The 17,466-nt window shown below is 72.5% G+C and carries 19 protein-coding genes; 3 read left to right on the top strand and 16 right to left on the bottom strand.

Translation table 11 applies throughout. From position 1 onward, the window contains the following. The first annotated feature begins 63 nt into the window (after positions 1-63). Entirely contained in the window at positions 64-441 is a 378-nt protein-coding gene (locus tag AB0B97_RS09775) for a nuclear transport factor 2 family protein (protein WP_357492195.1), read from the top strand. 53 nt (positions 442-494) lie between these two features. On the opposite strand, the gene AB0B97_RS09780 is transcribed toward AB0B97_RS09775, so the two are convergent. The 3 genes from AB0B97_RS09780 to AB0B97_RS09790 all read right to left on the bottom strand — a co-directional run bounded on the left by AB0B97_RS09780 (position 495) and on the right by AB0B97_RS09790 (position 4,126). Next, positions 495-965 carry a molybdenum cofactor biosysynthesis protein gene (locus AB0B97_RS09780; RefSeq protein ID WP_357492197.1) on the bottom strand — a complete coding sequence of 157 codons (471 nt, stop codon included), beginning with the start codon at positions 963-965 and terminating at the stop codon, positions 495-497. 91 nt (positions 966-1,056) lie between these two features. Next, positions 1,057-3,141 (bottom strand): PQQ-dependent sugar dehydrogenase, encoded by a 2,085-nt coding sequence (locus tag AB0B97_RS09785; protein ID WP_357492199.1) that lies wholly within the window; start codon positions 3,139-3,141, stop codon positions 1,057-1,059. Between the two features lie 37 nt (positions 3,142-3,178). After that, the gene (locus AB0B97_RS09790) at positions 3,179-4,126 is read right to left on the bottom strand and encodes a LamG-like jellyroll fold domain-containing protein (protein ID WP_357492201.1); all 948 of its coding nucleotides are present in this window, start codon (positions 4,124-4,126) and stop codon (positions 3,179-3,181) included. Between the two features lie 130 nt (positions 4,127-4,256). On the opposite strand from AB0B97_RS09790, the gene AB0B97_RS09795 reads away from it, so the two are divergent. Beyond that, entirely contained in the window at positions 4,257-5,291 is a 1,035-nt protein-coding gene (locus AB0B97_RS09795; protein ID WP_357492203.1) for a LacI family DNA-binding transcriptional regulator, read from the top strand. A gap of 18 nt (positions 5,292-5,309) precedes the next feature. Here the strand turns inward: AB0B97_RS09795 and urtE are convergent, their stop codons facing one another. The 6 genes from urtE to AB0B97_RS09825 all read right to left on the bottom strand — a co-directional run bounded on the left by urtE (position 5,310) and on the right by AB0B97_RS09825 (position 11,652). Then, positions 5,310-6,002, bottom strand: coding sequence for an urea ABC transporter ATP-binding subunit UrtE (gene urtE / locus AB0B97_RS09800; protein ID WP_234586780.1), 693 nt, complete (start codon positions 6,000-6,002; stop codon positions 5,310-5,312). Next, positions 6,002-6,778 (bottom strand): urea ABC transporter ATP-binding protein UrtD, encoded by a 777-nt coding sequence (gene urtD / locus AB0B97_RS09805; RefSeq protein ID WP_357492205.1) that lies wholly within the window; start codon positions 6,776-6,778, stop codon positions 6,002-6,004. Before urtD ends, urtE begins: the two co-directional genes overlap by 1 nt. Beyond that, positions 6,775-7,962, bottom strand: coding sequence for an urea ABC transporter permease subunit UrtC (urtC, locus tag AB0B97_RS09810; protein ID WP_357492207.1), 1,188 nt, complete (start codon positions 7,960-7,962; stop codon positions 6,775-6,777). The genes urtD and urtC overlap by 4 nt, the downstream gene beginning before the upstream one ends. After that, the gene (urtB, locus tag AB0B97_RS09815; RefSeq protein ID WP_357492209.1) at positions 7,959-8,942 is read right to left on the bottom strand and encodes an urea ABC transporter permease subunit UrtB; all 984 of its coding nucleotides are present in this window, start codon (positions 8,940-8,942) and stop codon (positions 7,959-7,961) included. Before urtB ends, urtC begins: the two co-directional genes overlap by 4 nt. After that, the gene (gene urtA / locus AB0B97_RS09820; protein ID WP_357492211.1) at positions 8,921-10,165 is read right to left on the bottom strand and encodes an urea ABC transporter substrate-binding protein; all 1,245 of its coding nucleotides are present in this window, start codon (positions 10,163-10,165) and stop codon (positions 8,921-8,923) included. The genes urtB and urtA overlap by 22 nt, the downstream gene beginning before the upstream one ends. A gap of 404 nt (positions 10,166-10,569) precedes the next feature. Further along, on the bottom strand, positions 10,570-11,652 hold the full coding sequence (locus AB0B97_RS09825) for a substrate-binding domain-containing protein (protein ID WP_357492213.1): 1,083 nt from the start codon (positions 11,650-11,652) through the stop codon (positions 10,570-10,572). 96 nt (positions 11,653-11,748) lie between these two features. Between AB0B97_RS09825 and AB0B97_RS09830 the strand changes: the two genes are divergently transcribed. Then, the gene (locus tag AB0B97_RS09830; RefSeq protein ID WP_357492215.1) at positions 11,749-12,213 is read left to right on the top strand and encodes a MarR family transcriptional regulator; all 465 of its coding nucleotides are present in this window, start codon (positions 11,749-11,751) and stop codon (positions 12,211-12,213) included. Between the two features lie 16 nt (positions 12,214-12,229). Here AB0B97_RS09830 and AB0B97_RS09835 read toward each other — a convergent pair whose 3' ends face one another. The 7 genes from AB0B97_RS09835 to AB0B97_RS09865 all read right to left on the bottom strand — a co-directional run bounded on the left by AB0B97_RS09835 (position 12,230) and on the right by AB0B97_RS09865 (position 17,368). Then, the gene (locus AB0B97_RS09835; protein WP_357492217.1) at positions 12,230-12,604 is read right to left on the bottom strand and encodes a cupin domain-containing protein; all 375 of its coding nucleotides are present in this window, start codon (positions 12,602-12,604) and stop codon (positions 12,230-12,232) included. Positions 12,605-12,727: 123 nt separating this feature from the next. Next, complete coding sequence (locus tag AB0B97_RS09840; protein ID WP_357492219.1) at positions 12,728-13,444, bottom strand: urease accessory protein UreD; 717 nt, start codon at positions 13,442-13,444, stop codon at positions 12,728-12,730. Beyond that, positions 13,444-14,139, bottom strand: coding sequence for an urease accessory protein UreG (gene ureG / locus AB0B97_RS09845; protein WP_357493413.1), 696 nt, complete (start codon positions 14,137-14,139; stop codon positions 13,444-13,446). The genes AB0B97_RS09840 and ureG overlap by 1 nt, the downstream gene beginning before the upstream one ends. Before the next feature lie 73 nt (positions 14,140-14,212). Beyond that, on the bottom strand, positions 14,213-15,019 hold the full coding sequence (locus tag AB0B97_RS09850; protein ID WP_357492221.1) for an urease accessory UreF family protein: 807 nt from the start codon (positions 15,017-15,019) through the stop codon (positions 14,213-14,215). Then, entirely contained in the window at positions 15,019-16,722 is a 1,704-nt protein-coding gene (locus AB0B97_RS09855) for an urease subunit alpha (RefSeq protein WP_234583799.1), read from the bottom strand. The genes AB0B97_RS09850 and AB0B97_RS09855 overlap by 1 nt, the downstream gene beginning before the upstream one ends. Further along, complete coding sequence (locus AB0B97_RS09860) at positions 16,719-17,069, bottom strand: urease subunit beta (RefSeq protein ID WP_357492224.1); 351 nt, start codon at positions 17,067-17,069, stop codon at positions 16,719-16,721. Before AB0B97_RS09860 ends, AB0B97_RS09855 begins: the two co-directional genes overlap by 4 nt. Next, positions 17,066-17,368, bottom strand: coding sequence for an urease subunit gamma (locus AB0B97_RS09865; RefSeq protein ID WP_234583798.1), 303 nt, complete (start codon positions 17,366-17,368; stop codon positions 17,066-17,068). Before AB0B97_RS09865 ends, AB0B97_RS09860 begins: the two co-directional genes overlap by 4 nt. Positions 17,369-17,466 lie beyond the last annotated feature (98 nt).

Raw genomic sequence — 17,466 nt, forward strand, 5'->3', positions numbered from 1 at the left:
CGGCTGCCACAATGCGGTCAGTCCGGACGGTGGCGTCGGACGACGGAGACCAGGAGGACGGCCATGCCGGACAGCGCACGCGAGGCGGAGCTGCTCGACGCCGAACGCACCCTGCAGGCCGCGCAGCGGGCCGGTGACGTCGCGGCCCTCGATCAGTTGCTGGTCGACCAGCTCATCGCGATCGGCCCCGACGGCCGCCAGCACGGCAAGGCCGAGGACCTGGCGGCGCACCGGGACCGGACCTCGATCATCGAGGAGCTGGTCGAGGAGGAACTGGACCTGCTCGTCGTCGGGCGGACCGGCGTGACGTTCTTCCTGGGCCGGGTCGCCGGGGTGTTCAACGGTGAGCCGTTCGCCGCGCGTCTGCGCTACACCCGGACCTGGATCCACGACGACCCGCACGGCTGGCGGATCCTCGCCGCACACATCAGCCCGGTCTGACCGCCGGACGGGCTGTTCCGCCCAGCTCACGGTGGCGGCCGGCGTGTGCCGCTTCAGCTCACTGTGGCGTCGATCGGGCCGACGCGCAGCAGACCGTCGTTGAGCGGGGTGCAGCGGATGCCGCCCGTGGTGCGCAGCGCCTTCCAGGCGCCCGGACCGACAGTGACGTCCATCCAGGCGCACGGTCGGGCGGCCCGGTTCACCCGCAGGCTTACCGGGCCGTCGCCGGAATCCAGGATCAGGACCCGGCCGATCAGCTCGTCCACGGCGATGCCGGCGGTGAGGATGTTGCGTCGCACCTGCGCGAGGCCGATGCCGGCCGGCAGGGACTCCTGGGCGATCACTGTCACGCTGGCGTCGCGGTGCGCGGGCTTGCCGAAGTAGCGGTCGCCGACGATGCCGAGGCCGGCGCGGAGCGCGACGGTGTCGACCAGTTCGCCGGGAGGGGCCGGCGCCGGGCCGTCGGAGGGCCGGCCCAGGAAGCGGTGCACGGGCGAGGCCAGCAACTCGACGATCTGCGCCATGGCACGGATTCTACGAACGCGACGGTGCCCTCCGGGCGGGTTGCGCGCCCGAGGGGGACGGCGGCACGGTGACCGCCGCCCCCGGCGGGTCTCAGGCCGGTGTGCCGGTGACGGTGAGGTTGCGCAGCCGGCCGACGTTGTCGAACGAGCCGAAGCCCACCCGCCCCGAGCCGAAGGTGGTGTCCTTCGCGCTGAGCAGCGGGTCGCGGTGCCCGTCGACGTAGACGGCGATCTCGCCGGTGGCCGGCAGGTGCACGACGCGTACGCGGTGCCACTCGGCGTCGGTGATCGCCGGGTTGGCGCCACGGGAGCGGCCGTTCCACTGGTGGTCGATGCGCTCCCGGTCGGCGTTGTTGACCTTGAAGATGCCGTTGTGCGGATAGATCGTGTTGTCGGTGGAGAGGTGGGCGTAGTAGAACTCCGTGTCCGAGCGCCAGCCGAAGACGATGATCACGTCGCGGTTGCTGATCTCCACAGGTGTGTCGAGTCGTACCCGGGCGTCGATCTGCACCGACGACCACGCCGGGCCGGCGGTCAGCACGGCGTACTCGAATGGCCGGCGCGGGCCCGGCCGGCTCTCCCCGGCCTCGGCGAGGATGACCTGGTCGCGGGTGAACTGCCACTTCGCGGGCGTCACCGGCGCCCAGTTCGCGGCGCCCGCGGTGCGGCGCAGCGTGGTGTCGCCGATGTCGCCGCTGGCGAACTCCCTCATGCCGGTCACCTTCCAGATCGTGCCGTTGGCCTTGGCGACGAGGTACAGCTCGCCGGCGGCGTCGGTGCCGAAGCGCAGGTCGACCCGGTTGGGGTCGCCGGGGGCGCCCGGCGCGGAGAGGTCCCGCATCCGCACCGGGCCACCCGCGGCGTCGAAGAGCGCGAGCTGGTGGATCGGGGCGAGGCCGTGACCGCGGCGCATCTCGTTCGCCTCGGTGTAGAGCACCCGGCCGTCGACCAGGTCGCCGAAGACGTACTTGCCGCGCAGCGCGGGCACCGCGCGTCCCCGGTAGACGAACCCGCCGGCCACCGCGACGCCGACGTCCGCGGTGCAGTTCCAGTCCGCGGCGGGGTCGTGGTCGTACGCGGCGACGGGGTACGTGTAGCCGTAGCGCTCGTCGTCGGCGGGCAGCGGGAACAGCCGGTCGCAGGGGTTGGTGGCCGCCTTGTCGAAGACGAAGGAGCCCTCGCGCTCGCTCCAGCCGAAGTTGTCGCCGGCGCGGACCTCGTAGATCGCCTCGATGGCGTGCTCACCGATGTGCCCGAGGTACATCCGGCCGGTCGCCCGGTCCCAGCTGAACCGGTGCGGGTCGCGAAAGCCCACGGCGTAGATCTCGCCGAGCGCGCCGGCCTGCCCGACGAACGGGTTGTCGGCGGGAATGCCGTACCGGCCGTTGGCCGAGTTGACGCCGCGCGGGTCGATGCGCAGCAGCTTGCCGTGCGGCAGGCCCAGGTTCTGCGGGTCGGTGGTGCGTACGCCCAGGCCGCCGTCGCCGACGGCGAGGTACAGCAGGCCGTAGTCGCGGTCGTGGCGCTTCGCCGTCGGGTTGAAGTTGATCTCCTGGATGCCGTGCACCTGCCCGCCGAAGCCGATGCGGAGCACCTCCCGGCGGGTGCCGGCGAAGGTGTCGGCGGCCGGGTCGGTGGCCGTCCACTCGGTGATGACACCGTGGTAGATCGTGCCGGCCTGGGCGTGGTCCGGTGGCGTGGTCGTCGCCGAGGCCAGCTCGGTGTGGATGGTGTAGAACCGGCCGTTGACGCCGAACTCGGGGTGGAAGGCGACGTACCCGAAGCCCTGACCGAGCCCCCGGCCGGAGAAGAACTGGGGCGCGAAGGTGGCCGCCATGTCGAGGTAGACGTGCGGCACGCCGTTCTCGACCAGGTAGAGGTTGCCGTTCAGGTCGGGCACCGCGCGCCGGCCGGAGCCGTCGGGCAACTCCATGATCGTGTTGATCCGGGCGGTCCGCATGAGCCGCTGGTCCGTCGGCGCGGGGGTCGGGTACGACTGCGGGAAGCGCGCGTACTCGCTCAGGACCAGCCCGAGGCGGGACTGGGTCGGCATCTCGGGGATCGGGTCGTAGACCGCGTCGGCGGCTCGGGCGGGGGCCGCGACCAGTGTGGACAGCACCACCACGAGGGCGGTGAGGCCGGCCCTCAGGGTGGGTCGGCGGTGGAGGGTGCGCACGCGTGTCTCCTTCTCGGTGGGACGGTGCCGAGGGTGGTCAGCGGGCCAGGTGGTGGTACTGCCTGCGCACGTCGCGCGCGGAGACCACGCTGTCGAGGAACAGCAGGCCGTCCATGCGGCAGTCGCAGGGGTTGCGTTCGAGCGTGTCCTGCGGGAAGCTCCCGCCGATCTTGATGCCCCGCGGGTCGGAGGCGGTGGTCACGTGCAGGCCGGGCCCCGACACGAGCCACGGGTCGTCGGCGCGGGTGTAGAAACCGTCGACGGGTTCGCCGTTGCGGTAGAGGGCCAGCGCGCCGGTGCCGAAGTCGAAGGTGGCCGCGAGGTGCACCCACTCCCCCACCGGCAGCAGGTCCCGCCAGTCCGGCCGCGCGGCGAACGTCTGCGAGTTGCCGCCGTCGAGGCGGCGGCCGAGCGCGACGAGGCGCAGTTCGCCGTCGACGTCGATCAGCTCCAGCAGAGCCCGGACGCCGTGCCCGTCGGAGTCGCCGGTGAGCAGGCCGGCCAGCCCTATCGCGTTGTACCTGTCGTCCGGGTCGGCGGTGGTGGAGTTGAGCGCCGGGCTGTCCATGTTCAGCTTGAACCAGCCCATGATGGTGGTGCCGCCGGTGGCGCTGAAGGCGCGCAACGTCCGCACCCCGCTGGCCGACCACGTCCCGGCCTTCCAGTCGTCGTTGCCGGTGGTCGCCGGGTCGACCTGCCGGGTCTGCACCGCGTTGCCGCTGCCCCGGTAGGCGCGATCGGGCACCCGCATCGCCGCGCCGCCGTTGATCAGCTCGATCTCGGTGCCCGAGCGGCCCTGGTCACGCTCCAGGGCCGGGTCGCCCGGCACCGGGTGGTCGAAGTCGTACGCGGCGACCAGGTGCGCCCGCAAGGCCGGATGGACGTCGCGGGCGGTGCTCCGGTCCGCCTGGGCCGGCGGTACGCCCGCGCCGGTCAGCACGCCGACCACCAGGAGCGAGACGGCGACGATTCGGGCTCTGGACATCGTTCACCTCGTTTCGCGGCACGCCGGTGCCCGCTACGTAAGCGCTTACGTAAGCGCTTACGTACCCTAGGCTTCGACGAACGTCACTGGCAATAGATCGGGTGACATGGATGTTTCCGGGGAGTTGCGGATGCCCAGGGCTGGCCAGCGGCCCCGCCTCGTGGAGGTGGCCGAACGCGCGGGCGTCTCGCTGGCCACCGCCTCCCGGGCCCTCGCCGGCCGCGAGGGGGTCAGCACCGAGGTGGCCGACCGGATCCGGCGGGTCGCCCACGAGCTGGGCTACGTCGCCAACCCGTACGCCCGCACCCTGGCCGGCGGCGCCCGCTCCACCGTCGGGCTGATCGTCCACCAGGTCGACGACCCCTACTTCTCCGAGATCGCCGCCGGAGTCATCCAACTCGCCGCCGAGCAGGGGCTGCTGGTGCAGATCTGCCAGTCCGGCCGCGACCCGGGCTACGAGCTGCAACAGCTGCGCCACCTCATCGCCCAACGGGTCGGCATCATCCTGATCAGCGGCTCCGGGTACGACGACCCGCGGGTCGAGACCGAGGCCCGCGCCGAGCTGGCGGCGTTCCAGGACCACGGCGGTCGGGTCGCCGCCATCGGCCGGCACGCGCTCGGCGTCGACGCCGTCCTGCCGGACAACGAGGCCGGTGGCCACGCGCTCGCCACGCACCTCATGGACATCGGCCACCGCCGCATCGCGGTCGCCGCCGGCAGCGCCGGCCTCACCACTGTCGCCGACCGGCTCGCCGGCGTCACGTCCGCGCTGCGGCAGCGCGGGCTGCGCCCCGACGACCTGACTGTCGTACACGGGGACTTCACCCGCGGTGGTGGACGCGCCGCCACCGAGCAGATCCTCAACGAGCACCCGGAGACCACGGCGATCATCGCGCTGAACGACGCCATGGCGATCGGCGTGCTCTCGACGCTGCGGTCGCGCCGCGTGCCGGTGCCCGCGCGGGTCTCCGTCGTCGGCTTCGACGACGTGTCCGTCGCCGCCGACCTCGCGCCCAGCCTCACCACCATCCGACTGCCGATGGCCGAGATGGGCCGCACCGCGCTCACCCTCGCCCTCAAGCCCCGCTCGGCGCGGCCCCGCCGCCGCGCCACCGGCCACCTGCTGGTCGTCCGCGACTCGACAGGGCCCGCGCCGAGGACCTGACCGGCGGCGGGGGTGCGGTCAGACCGCCAGGGCCGCCCGGACCTCCCGCTCCGCGGTGACGCCGCCGTCGCCGTCCGAGGTGACCCGGCCGGACTCCAGCACGTGGTAGCGGTTCGCCACCCGCAGCGCGAAACCCAGGTGCTGCTCCACGAGCAGCACGCTGAAGCCGGGCTGCCGGGTCAGCTCGACGATCCGCTCCTGGATCTCCGCGACCACCGACGGCTGGATGCCCTCGGTCGGCTCGTCGAGCATCAGCAGCCGGGGCCGGGTGATCAGCGCGCGGGCGATGGCCAGTTGCTGGCGCTGGCCGCCGGAGAGCAGCCCGGCCCGCCGGCGCAGCAGCGGGCGCAGCGCCGGGAACAGGTCCAGCACCTCCGCCGTGGCCACCGCGCCGTCACGCCGACCGTCGGCGACCAGGCGCAGGTTCTCCCCGGCCGTCAGGTGCCCGAAGCACTGCTGGCCCTGCGGGACGTACGCCATCCCACGCTGCACCCGCTCGTGCGGTGCGAGACGGGTGACGTCCTCGCCGTCCAGCTCGACGGTGCCGGCGCTGGGGCGCAGCAGGCCCGCCGCGACCCGCAGCAGGGTGCTCTTGCCGGCGCCGTTGTGCCCGAGCACCGCGGCCACCCCGTCGGGCGGGACGGCGAGATCCACCCCGTGCAGCACCCTCGAACGCCCGTATCCGGCGTGCACCCCGCGCAGGGTCAGCATCATGCCTCCAGACCGCTGGGAACCGCCCCGGCGTCGACCGGGTGGCCAAGGTAGACCTCCTGCACACGCGGATCCGCCTGGACCTGCGCCACAGTGCCCTCGCTGAGCACCTTGCCGGCGTGCAGCACCGTGACGCTGCGCGCGAACCGGCGCAGGAAGTCCATGTCGTGCTCGATCACCACCACCGTGCGGTCCCGGCTCACCGTCTCCAGCAGCGCGCCGGTGGCGTCGCGTTCCTCGTGGCTCATCCCGGCGACCGGCTCGTCGAGCAGCAGCAGCCGCGCGTCCTGCACCAGCAGCATGCCGATCTCCAGCCACTGCTTCTGACCGTGCGCGAGCGTCCCGGCGAGCTGGTCGGCCCGCCCGGTCAGACCGATGGTTTCCAGCGCGGCGGCCACCTCGTCGGGTATCCCCCGCCGGCGCCGCGCCAGCGTCACCCAGCTCCGCCGGGCGCCGGCCGCGATGTCGAGGTTCTGCACGACCGACAGCTCCTCGAACACCGTGGACGTCTGGAACGTCCGCCCGATGCCCAGCCGGCTGATCCGGTGCACCGGGCGGCCGAGCAGCTCCTGGTCGCCGAACCGTACCGAGCCGGTGGCCCGCACCAGGCCGGTGACCGCGTCGACGAGGGTGGTCTTGCCGGCGCCGTTCGGCCCGATCAGGAACCGGATGTCGCCGGCCGGCACCTCCAGCGAGACGCCGTCGACTGCGGTGAAGCCGTCGAAGCTGACCCGCACGTCACGGACGGACAGGCCGTCCAGCCGATCGCCGCTCATGCCGCCGGCACCTCCGCTCGATCGCCGCGTCGCCGGCCCAGCGGCGACCATCCACGCCGGTCCGACGCCGGCCCGGGGGCCCGATGGCGGGCCAGCGCCCACAGCGACGCCAGGCCGCCGGGAAGGAACGCCACCACGACCACGAAGAGCAGACCCTGCAGGTACGTCCAGGTCCCCGGGAAACGCTCCGACAGGGCGGTACGCGCCCAGGCCACCGCCACCGCGCCGAGCACCGGGCCCAGCAGCGTCGCCCGGCCACCCACCGCCACCCCGATGACGAACTCGATCGACGGGACGATCCCGATCAGCGCGGGCGAGATGATGCCCACCGCCGGCACGAACAGCGCCCCGGCCAGCCCCGCCATACCGGCCGCGACCACGTACGCGACGAGCTTGACCGACGCCGGGTCGTAGCCGAGGAAGCGGACCCGCTCCTCGCCGTCGCGGACCGCCACCAGCAGCTCGCCGTAGCGGCTGTGGATGAGCTGGCGGGCCAGCGCGAGCAACGCCAGCAGGACTGCGGCGATGATGAAGTAGACCATCCGCTGGTTGACCGGGTCGTCGAGGTCGTAGCCGAAGAAGCCCTGGATGTCGGTGAGCCCGTTGGTGCCGCCCGTGGTGCCCTGCTGCCCGATCAGGAGGATCACCATGGCGGCGGCGAGGGCCTGACTGAGGATGGCGAAGTACGCGCCCCGCACGCGGCGGCGGAACACCAGCGAACCGAGCCCGAAGGCGACCGCCATCGGCAGCAGCACCGTGGCGGGCAGCGCGAACCACGGGCTGGCGAACGGCCGCCACCACAGGGGCAGTTCGTCGAGCTGCCCGTACAGCTGCATGAAGTCGGGCATCCCACCCGGGCCCGCGTCGGCGAGCTTGAGGTGCATGGCCATCGCGTAGCCGCCCAGGCCGAAGAAGACGCCCTGGCCGAGGGTGAGCATGCCGCCCCGGCCCCAGGCGATCCCGATGCCCACCGCGACCATGGCGACGCAGAGGTACTTGGCCAGCAGGGCCAACCGGAAGTCCGACAGGACCAGCGGCGCCACGGCGAAGAGCAACGCCGCGCCGAACGCGAAGCCCGCCACCGCGCGCAGCCGCGACCGCCCCCCCGGCGGGTTCGGCGGTACGGCACCGGCCGGCGCCTGTCGCACGGCGGTGTCCGGTGGGGCGGGTGTCACGGCGGTCATGCGAGGCTCCTGGTCCGCAGGGTGAACAGGCCCTGTGGTCGCCACTGGAGGAACGCGACGATCGCCACGAACACGATCACCTTGGCGACGCTGAGGGTGGTCAGGTATTCCCCGGTGGCCTGCAGCACGCCGAGGGCGAAGGCGACGATCACGCTGCCCTTGAGCTGGCCGATCCCGCCGACCACGACGACCAGGAAGGCGTCGATGATCAGGTTGGTGCCCATTGTCGGGCCGATCGGGCCGAGCAGGGTGAGCGCCACCCCGGCGAGCCCGGCCAGGCCGGAGCCGAGGAAGAACGTCGTCCGGTCGATTCGAGCGGTGGGAATGCCGGACACCGCGGCGAGGTCGCGGTTCTGCACCACCGCGCGGATCCGACGCCCGAGCGGGGTGAGCCGCAGCGCCAGGGTGAGCGCCGCGACGGCGGCCAGGGCCAGGGCCAGGATGAACAGCCGGTTGTTGGCGATGGTCAGCCCGCCGGGCAACGCCACGTTGCCGGTCAGCAGGTCCGGCGCGCGGGTCTGCACGTTCGGGCTGCCGAAGACGTCGCGGGCGAGCTGTTGCAGCATCAGCGACACACCCCAGGTGACCAGCAGGGTGTCCAACGGGCGGGCGTAGAGCCGGCGGATCAGCAGGATCTCCAGCAGCACACCCATCGTGCCGGCGACCACGAACGCCACCGGCAGCGCGACCACCAGCGACAGGCCGGCGGAGGTGATGCTCTGCTGCAGGACGTACGTGGTGTACGCGCCGGCCATGATGAACTCGCCGTGCGCCATGTTGATGACGTTCATCTGCCCGAAGGTCAGCGCCAGCCCGAGCGCGATGAGCAGCAGCACCGCGCCGATGCTGATGCCGGTGAAGAGTTGACCGAAAAGGACTGTCACGGTGGGTACTCCGTACTGCTGGTCGGGTGGCCCGGGCGGGCCGCGCGGCAACACGGCCGCCCGGGCCGGCGTCGTCAGCTCAGGCCGCTCGCCCATGGGTAGGTCTTGAGGAACGGGTCCGGCGCGACAGGCTTGCCGGAGTTCCACACCTCGGTGATCAGACCGTCGGCGCCGATCTTGCCGATCCGGGCGGTCTTGGCGATGTGCTGGGTCTTCCCGTCGACGGTGACCAGGCCCTCCGGCGCGTCGAAGGTGATCCCGTCGGAGGCGGTGCGGACCTTCTCGACGTCGAACGCGCCGGCCTTGGTGACCATCGCCTTCCACAGGTAGACGCTGACGTAGGCGGCCTCCATCGGGTCGCTCGTCGGCTTGTCCGCGCCGTACTTCGCCTTGTACGCGGCCACGAACTTGCTGTTCGCCGCGCCGGGCGTGGTCTGGTAATAGTTCCAGGCGGTCAGCTGGCCCTGAAGGTATTGCGTGCCGATGCCCTTGACCTCCTCCTCGGCGATCGACACCGACACCACAGGCATCGCCGCGGCGGTCAGACCGGCCGACTTGTACTCCTTGAAGAAGGCCACGTTGCTGTCGCCGTTGAGGGTGTTGAACACGGCATCCGCGCCGGAGGACTTGACCTTGTTGACGATCGTGCCGAATTCGGTGGACCCGAGCGGTGCGTAGTCCTCGCCGGCCACCGTCATCCCGTTGGCGGCCGCGTACGCCTTGATGATTTTGTTGGCGGTGCGGGGAAAGACGTAGTCACTGCCGACCAGATAGACCGACTTCACCCCCTGGGCCTTGAGGTAGTCGAGCCCGGGAACGATCTGCTGGTTGGTCGTCGCTCCGGTGTAGAAGATGTAGGGCGACTGTTCCAGCCCCTCGTACTGCACCGGATAGAACAGCAGCGCCTTGTTCTTCTCGAACACCGGCTTGACCGCCTTGCGGCTCGCCGACGTCCAGCAACCGAAGACGGCGGCGACGCGGTCTTCGGAGATCAGCTTCTCGGCCTTCTCCGCGAAGGTCGGCCAGTCCGAGGCGCCGTCCTCACCAACCGGTTGGATCTTCTTGCCGAGCACGCCGCCGGCCGCGTTGATCTCCTCGACGGCGAGCATGATGGAGTCGCGGACGGTGACCTCGCTGATCGCCATGGTGCCGGAGAGCGAGTTGAGCAGGCCCACCTTGACGGTGTCGCCGGAGACGTCGGCGGTGACGCCGGCCGCGCCGCCCTCGTCACTGGTCTTGCTGCCGCATGCGCTCAGCGCGGCCGCGGCGACGAGGGTCATGGCGCCCGCCAGGATGCGGCGGCTCCAAAGAAGTGACATCTATTCTCCCTGCGGTGCACTCTTGTGACGAATGGACGGTCGGTGCGGTCCGGTGGAGCTCAAGTGCGCGATGCCGAGGTCGACGGGTGGACGTCGCCGGTGGCCATCGCATCGGGTACGGGCACGCAAAGCGTCGACCGACTTGATTGCGTGAGTGTTTCCCAGCCCTTAATTGACTGTTTCCCGCGCACGGTCGAAGGCGCACACCACAATGGCCGACGCCGTCAGTCGGAGACGGCGCCGGCCATGAGGAATTCGAAGAATAATGGCCACCACAATGGTCGGCGAACAGATTGCGCCGACGGTGGACACACAATCGCGGCATCCGGCCCTCGGCCAGATACTTCACGCAGGAAGCATCTTAGGGTCGAGCCAGGTGGGCCTGTCAAGGCCGGACCCGACGGTCAGAGCTGGGCGAGCACCGTGAAGTCGAGCCCGTCGGCCTCGGCGAGGTAGATCCGCTGGCGCACGTGTCGCCGCCGCAGCCGCAGTCGACCGCGCGGCCCGTGGTACGCCACGGTGTCGGCGGCCGTCTCGATCGCCCGCACGTCGAGGGTGCGGGCTTGCCCGATCAGCGCGGCGAGCAGCATCACGCCCTCGTAGCAGGACTCCCCCAGGCTGCCCAGCGGCGGCGCCTCCACCCCGAACCGGCGGGCGAACTCGCCGTGGAAGTCGAGATTCTCCTGCGTCACCAGTCCGGCGAAGAAGCCCGCCGTGCTGTAGAGCCGCCGCGTCGCCCCGGCACCGCTGGCCAGCAGCATGTTCTCGTCCATGAGGGTGCTCAGTCGCAGGCAGCGCTGATCCATCCCGGCGCGGGCGAAGGCCCGGTTGAACCGCACCGCGTCGGCGCCGACGAGCAGCATCACCACCGCGTCGGCCTCGCTGCGCTCGATGTGGCGCAGCACGTCGCCGAAGTCGTGCGTCTCCAACGGCAGGAACGACTGCCCCACCACCCGTCCACCGCCGCGCACCGCGTACCGCTGGGCGGCCCGCGCGGTGCGCCGTGGCCACACGTAGTCGTTGCCGACCACGAACCAGCGGCGTACGCCCTGCTCCCCGGCGAGCAGCCGCATCGCCGGCCACAGCTGGGCGTCCGGCGTCTCGCTGGTCAGGAACACCCCCTCGGTACGCTCACCGCCCTCGTACAGGGCGGTGTAGACGTACGGCACCCGGTGTGCGACCCGGGGCGCCAGCGCCTGCCGCACCGACGAGATGTGCCAACCGGTCACGCCCTGCACGGCGCCCACCGACACCAGCGCCTCGACCTCGGCGGCCACCTCGGCCGGCGGGGCGCCGCCGTCGACCGGCACCAGCCGCACCTCGCGGCCCAGCACACCGCCACAGGCGTTGATCTCCTCGACCGCGAGCTGGGCGCAGAGTTCGCAGGTCGGGCCGAACATTCCCGCCGGCCCGCGCATCGGATAGACCAGCGCGATGCTGACCACGGCCCGATCGACGGTGAGCCACGGCGGTGCCGGCGCGGACATGAGCACATGATTGCCCGGCCCACCTCGGAAGACCAGGGCTCACCACGGACCGGGACGACTCGGTACCATGGCAGGGCCACCGGCCCAGGGAGATCCATGTCAGACGTGCCCGGGGCGCCAGCCGACCTGCTGCGCTCGCTCACCCGCGCCGAACGGCTGCTCTCCCGCCGGCTGGGCGCCGTCCTGGCCGAGGATGATCTGACCACCGAGGCGTGGCGGGTGCTCTGCCTGCTCGCCGACGGTCAGGGCCACCCGATGAGCGAGGTGTCAGTTGAGGCGTCCCTCCCGCCGGGCACCCTCACCAAGCTGGTCGACCAGCTCGTCGACCGCAATCTCGTCTTCCGGCGGATCGACCCCCTGGACCGCCGACGCATCCGCGCCTACCTGACGGCCCGGGGTCTTCGCGAACACGCCCGCCTCGACGAGCTGATCCGGGCCAGCCTCGCCGACCTCGGCGTACTGGCCGACCCTGCCCTGCTCGACCACCTCGGCGACCTGATCGCCCGCCTCGACCCGGCCCGTCGCCGCGACCACGCCGACGCGGCCGGCCCGCGCCACTGACCCGACGCCCGGCGGGTCACTCCACCTTGGTGAGAAGCGGCTTACCCTTCTCGACGACGTAGGTGGCCAGTTCGACGGCGACGCCGTCGCCGACGTTGCGGGCCTGATGGTGGACGCCGTACGGCACGGTGAGAGCGTCACCGACGGTGCACACCACAGGTGGCTGGCCTTCGAGCGTGTACTCCAGCGATCCCTGTAGCACGCAGATGATCTCTTCGCCGGGATGGAAGTGCTTGAACGGCGGAGAGTCCGGTGTGAACTCCACCCGGCTCTGGATGACCTCGCGGCCCTCGATGCTGAGATCGTGTCTCTGGAGATCGACACGCCACAGACCGGGTGCGCCCTCCACCGCTGTCGGACTGATGCCCTCGGGCCGATCTTTCCCACTCATCACGGCCTCCTGTGCGCCGTCATCCGAACGGCGGTCGCTCCGGTTGGCACATCCTCTCGAGGATAGGAGGCTCCCCAGCCCGCCGGAGCCGAGATGCCGAACATCGGGCCGGGGAGGGCTCACCTACCCACGAAGGTGGGCGCGCAGGGTGTGCGCGTCCGGGGCGGTCGCGGTCCACAGTGTCGCCGGGCCCCCGGCCAGCGGCAGTCGGGCGACGGTCCCGTCGACCGCCGCCGGTTCGACGGGCCGCGACGGGTCCACCACCAGCAGCGAGCCGGTGGCCGGCGCCCCGCCGAGCACGGCTGGGCCGGCCCAGCCGGGCGCCTGCGGTCCCACGGCCAGTGACTGGCGCAGCAGCGGCCGGCCGTCGTAGTCGACCCGGGTGTGCACGACGGCACCGCCCGGCGACTCGCCGTACCGGCCGCAGATCAACTCGTCCCGCCAGGTCAGCCGCGCCCCGGCGGCCAGCTCGATCCGGGATTCGGCCAGGTGGGCGCAGCCGGCCGCCGCGACGAGTTGCTCGGGCAGCCAGTGCAGCGCGCCGCCGTCGTGCACGACCGCCCGCACCGCCATCCGCGACACCGCGCCGGGCCGGCCGGGCAGGGCCACCGACGCGGCGACACTGTGCACCCGTACCGCCGCTCCCGGCCCCACGTCGATCTCCAGGCGCAGGTCGTCGCCGGCGAGCGGGCCGGCGGCCCCGCCCACGACGTGCACGGTCGCGACGCCGGCATCGCCCGGCGTCTGCCGCAACAGCAGCGGCGTCTCGCCGTGCACCTCGGTCAGGACCGTGCCGCCCCGGCTGGTGGCCCGGGCCACCAGCCGGGCGAACGCTCGCATCAGGCCGGGCCGGCCGGCGCGGCGACGGGGTGCAGGACCGCGTGGTGGGCCAACTCGTGGCGGATCCAGTCGGCGACCCGAGCCGCCGTCGGGTCGCCGACGATCGACAGGAAGACGGTCGGGAGGTCGCCGCGCCGGGCCCGCGCGTCCCGGTCCATCACCGCGAGGTCGGCGCCCACCATGGGCGCCAGGTCGGTCTTGTTGATCACGAGGAGGTCGGCGGACGTGACCCCGGGCCCGCCCTTGCGCGGCACCTTGTCCCCGCCGGCCACGTCGACCACGAAGATCTGCCGGTCGACCAGGCCCCGGCTGAACGTGGCGGTCAGGTTGTCCCCGCCGCTCTCCACCAGCACCAGGTCCAGCGGGCCGAGCGCCTCGGCCAGTTCGTCCACGGCGTCGAGGTTGGCGCCGATGTCGTCACGGATGGCGGTGTGCGGGCAGCACCCCGTCTCCACGGCGCGGATCCGGGCCGGGTCCAGGACGCCGGCCCGCTTGAGGAAGTCGGCGTCCTCGGTGGTGTAGATGTCGTTGGTCACCACCCCGAGCCGCAACTCGTCGGCGAACGCCCGGCACAGGGCGGCCACCAGGGCGGTCTTACCGGACCCGACCGGCCCGCCGATGCCGACCCGCAGCGCCCGGCCCGACCGTGCCAGCGGCGGGTGCGGGTCCACCCCCGGTTCGGGGTGGGTGTGCAGAACTGTCTCGTCGTGCGGCGGGACCGGCCCGGCGGCGGATGCAGCGGCGGGTACAGCGGTCGGCTCAACAGTGTCAGGACGCAAAGAGACGCACCTCCCAGGTGGCGTGGACTTCGGCGGATATGTCGGCGAGCGGGGCGGCGGCGGCCGGCAGCCGCTCGGGTGGATCGTCGGCGGCCCGGGCCGCGTCGGCGGCGGTGCCGTCGCAGAGGTCGGCGAGACCGACCAGCAGGGCCTGGACGTGGTACGGGTCGAGGCCGAGCAGACGTACGCCGGCGCTGGCCGCACCGGTCACCGTCCCGTACGCGGCGACCGTGGCGGTCTCGGTGCGGCTCAGCCCGGCGGCGGCGCAGAGCAGGCCGAGCACCAGCGGCTGGTGCGCTCCTTGAGGTGTGGCGGGCAGGTCACCGAACGGCGCCCGTGGCCAGATGGCCCGTCCGGCGCGCAGCAGCGCCCGCCCCTGGCGGCGGGACACCGCGCGCAGCGCCGGAGCGGCGGTCCGCGCGTCCAGCTCCGCGTCGAGCCGGGCCAGCGCAACCGCCCGTTCCGCGGAATCGGCAGGCGCACCCGACCCCCCGGTGTGATCGGCAGGCGTACCCGCCCGCCCGGCGGGATGGCCGCGGCCGACCGGCCGGGCGGTGGCCGGGGCCGGCTCGGCGGCGCTGCCGCCGACCGGCGACGCCACCCGGTGTGCCGCCGCCGCGAACGCCGCGCCGACCAGCCCGGCCGTGGTCAACCGGCCGACCAGGAACGACTCCAACGACGCCAGGTCGTTCACCCGGCCGGCGGCGACGGCCGCCTCCAGGCCGCCGGAGTGCGCGTGCGCGCCGGCCGGGAAGCGCCCGTCGGCCAGCAACAGGAGCAGGCTCGACGTCGCCATCAGAACAGGAAGTACCGCTGTGCCATCGGCAGCTGGGGCACCGGGTCCGGCTCCACCACCTCGCCGTCGATCCGCACCGTGAAGGTGTCCGGGTCCACCTCGATGTGCGGCATCGCGTTGTTCTCCGGCAGGTCGGCCTTGCCCCGGGACCGCACGTCGGCGACCGGCACGACCCGCCGTCGTACGTCCAGGCGCAGTCCGGCGTCCAGGGCGGCCGGCGCGACGAACGTGAGACTGGTGGCCGCCGCAGCGGCCCCGTACGCCCCGAACATCGGGCGCGGCAGCATCGGCTGCGGGGTGGGGATGGAGGCGTTGGCGTCACCCATCTGGGCGTACGCGATCATGCCGCCCTTGAGCACGAGGTGCGGCCGTACGCCGAAGAACGCCGGGTCCCAGAGCACCAGGTCGGCGAGCTTGCCCGGTTCGACCGAGCCGATCTCCCGTTCCAGTCCGTTGGCCATCGCCGCGCAGATCGTGTACTTCGCCACGTACCGGCGGGCGCGGTGGTTGTCGGCCGCGCCGTCGCCCGGCAGCGCGCCCACCCGCTCCTTCATGACGTGGGCGCTCTGCCAGGTTCGCAGGATCACCTCGCCCACCCGGCCCATCGCCTGCGCGTCGGAGCCGATGATGGAGATCGCGCCGAGGTCGTGCAGCAGGTCCTCGGCGGCCATGGTGGACGGTCGGATCCGGCTCTCGGCGAACGCCAGGTCCTCCGGCACGGACGGGTTGAGGTGGTGGCAGACCATCAGCATGTCCAGGTGCTCGGCGAGGGTGTTGCGGGTGTACGGGCGGGTCGGGTTGGTCGACGACGGCAGCACGTTCGGCTCGCTGGCCACCGTGATGATGTCCGGCGCGTGCCCGCCTCCCGCTCCCTCGGTGTGGTACGAGTGGATCGCCCGCCCGCCGATGGCGCGCAGCGTGTCGGCCACGAATCCGGCCTCGTTGAGGGTGTCGGTGTGGATCGACACCTGGACCCCGGAGGCGTCCGCCACCCGCAGGCAGGCGTCGATCGCCGCCGGGGTGGTGCCCCAGTCCTCGTGCAGTTTGAAACCGCCCGCGCCGGCGCGCAGTTGCTCCCACAGCGCCTCCGGCGAGACGGTGTTGCCCTTGCCGAGCAGCAGCACGTTGACCGGCAGCGTGTCCAGCGCCTCGTGCATCCGGGCCAGGTGCCAGGCGTTGGGCGTGACGGTCGTGGCCCGGGTGCCCTCGGCGGGGCCCGTACCGCCGCCGACGAGCGTGGTGATGCCGCTGGCCAGCGCCTCGGTGACGATCTGCGGGCAGATGAAGTGCACGTGGGTGTCGACGGCACCGGCGGTGAGGATCCGGCCGTTGCCGGCGATCACCTCGGTCGCCGGGCCGATGACCAGGTCGGGGTGGACGCCGGGCATGGTGTCCGGGTTGCCGGCCCGACCGAGGGCGACGATCCGCCCGTCACGCAGCCCCACGTCGGCCTTGACCACACCCCAGTGGTCCAGCACGACGGCGCCGGTGATGACGGTGTCGAGGGCACCGTCGGCGCGGGTGGCCCGCGACTGCCCCATCGACTCGCGGATCACCTTCCCGCCGCCGAAGACGGCCTCGTCGCCGCCGACGCAGTGGTCGGTCTCCACCTCGATCAGCAGGCTCGTGTCGGCAAGTCGGATGCGGTCGCCGGTGGTGGGCCCGTACAGGTCGATGTAGCGGTCCCGCCGCACGGCGCTCATCGCGCCGGCCCGTCGCTGGTCGGCCCGGTCGGGGACGCCTCGTCCAGCGGCCCGGCGCACTCCCCGCGCAGGCCCGGCACGATGCGCGCGCCGCCGAGCGGGACCAGGTCGACGCTGCGGCTCACGCCCGGCTCGAAACGGACCGAGGTGCCCGCCGGTACGGCCAGGCGCTGCCCCCAGGCCGCGACCCGGTCGAAGGTGAGGGCCGGGTTGGTCTCGGCGAAGTGGTAGTGCGAGCCCACCTGCACCGGCCGGTCGGCGGTGTTGACCACGACCACCGTGGTCACCGGCCGACCCGCGTTGATCTCGACCGGGCCGGCCGCCGGCAGGATCTCCCCCGGGATCACGGGATCGGGTGGTGCACCGTCACGAGCTTGGTGCCGTCCGGGAACGTCGCCTCCACCTGCACCTCCCTCAGCAGCTCGGGGATGCCGTCCTGGACGTCGTCGCGGTCGAGCACGGTCCGGCCGGCCGACATGAGGTCGACCACCGACCGACCGTCGCGGGCGCCTTCGAGCAGGAAGGCGGTAATCATCGCGACGGCTTCGGGATAGTTGAGGCGCAGGCCGCGTTCGCGGCGGCGGCGGGCGACATCGGCCGCGACGTGGACGAGCAGGCGGTCCTGCTCGTGGGGGCTGAGGAACACGGGACTCTCCGGTGGGGATCGGCGTGTCCGGCTCGCCGTCGGCTCCGTACGGAGCCGCGCCGGGCAGCAGCCACCCGGGGACGAGCTGGAGTCACACG

This window comes from Micromonospora sp. NPDC049004 (assembly GCF_040649315.1).
Taxonomy (GTDB): domain Bacteria; phylum Actinomycetota; class Actinomycetes; order Mycobacteriales; family Micromonosporaceae; genus Micromonospora.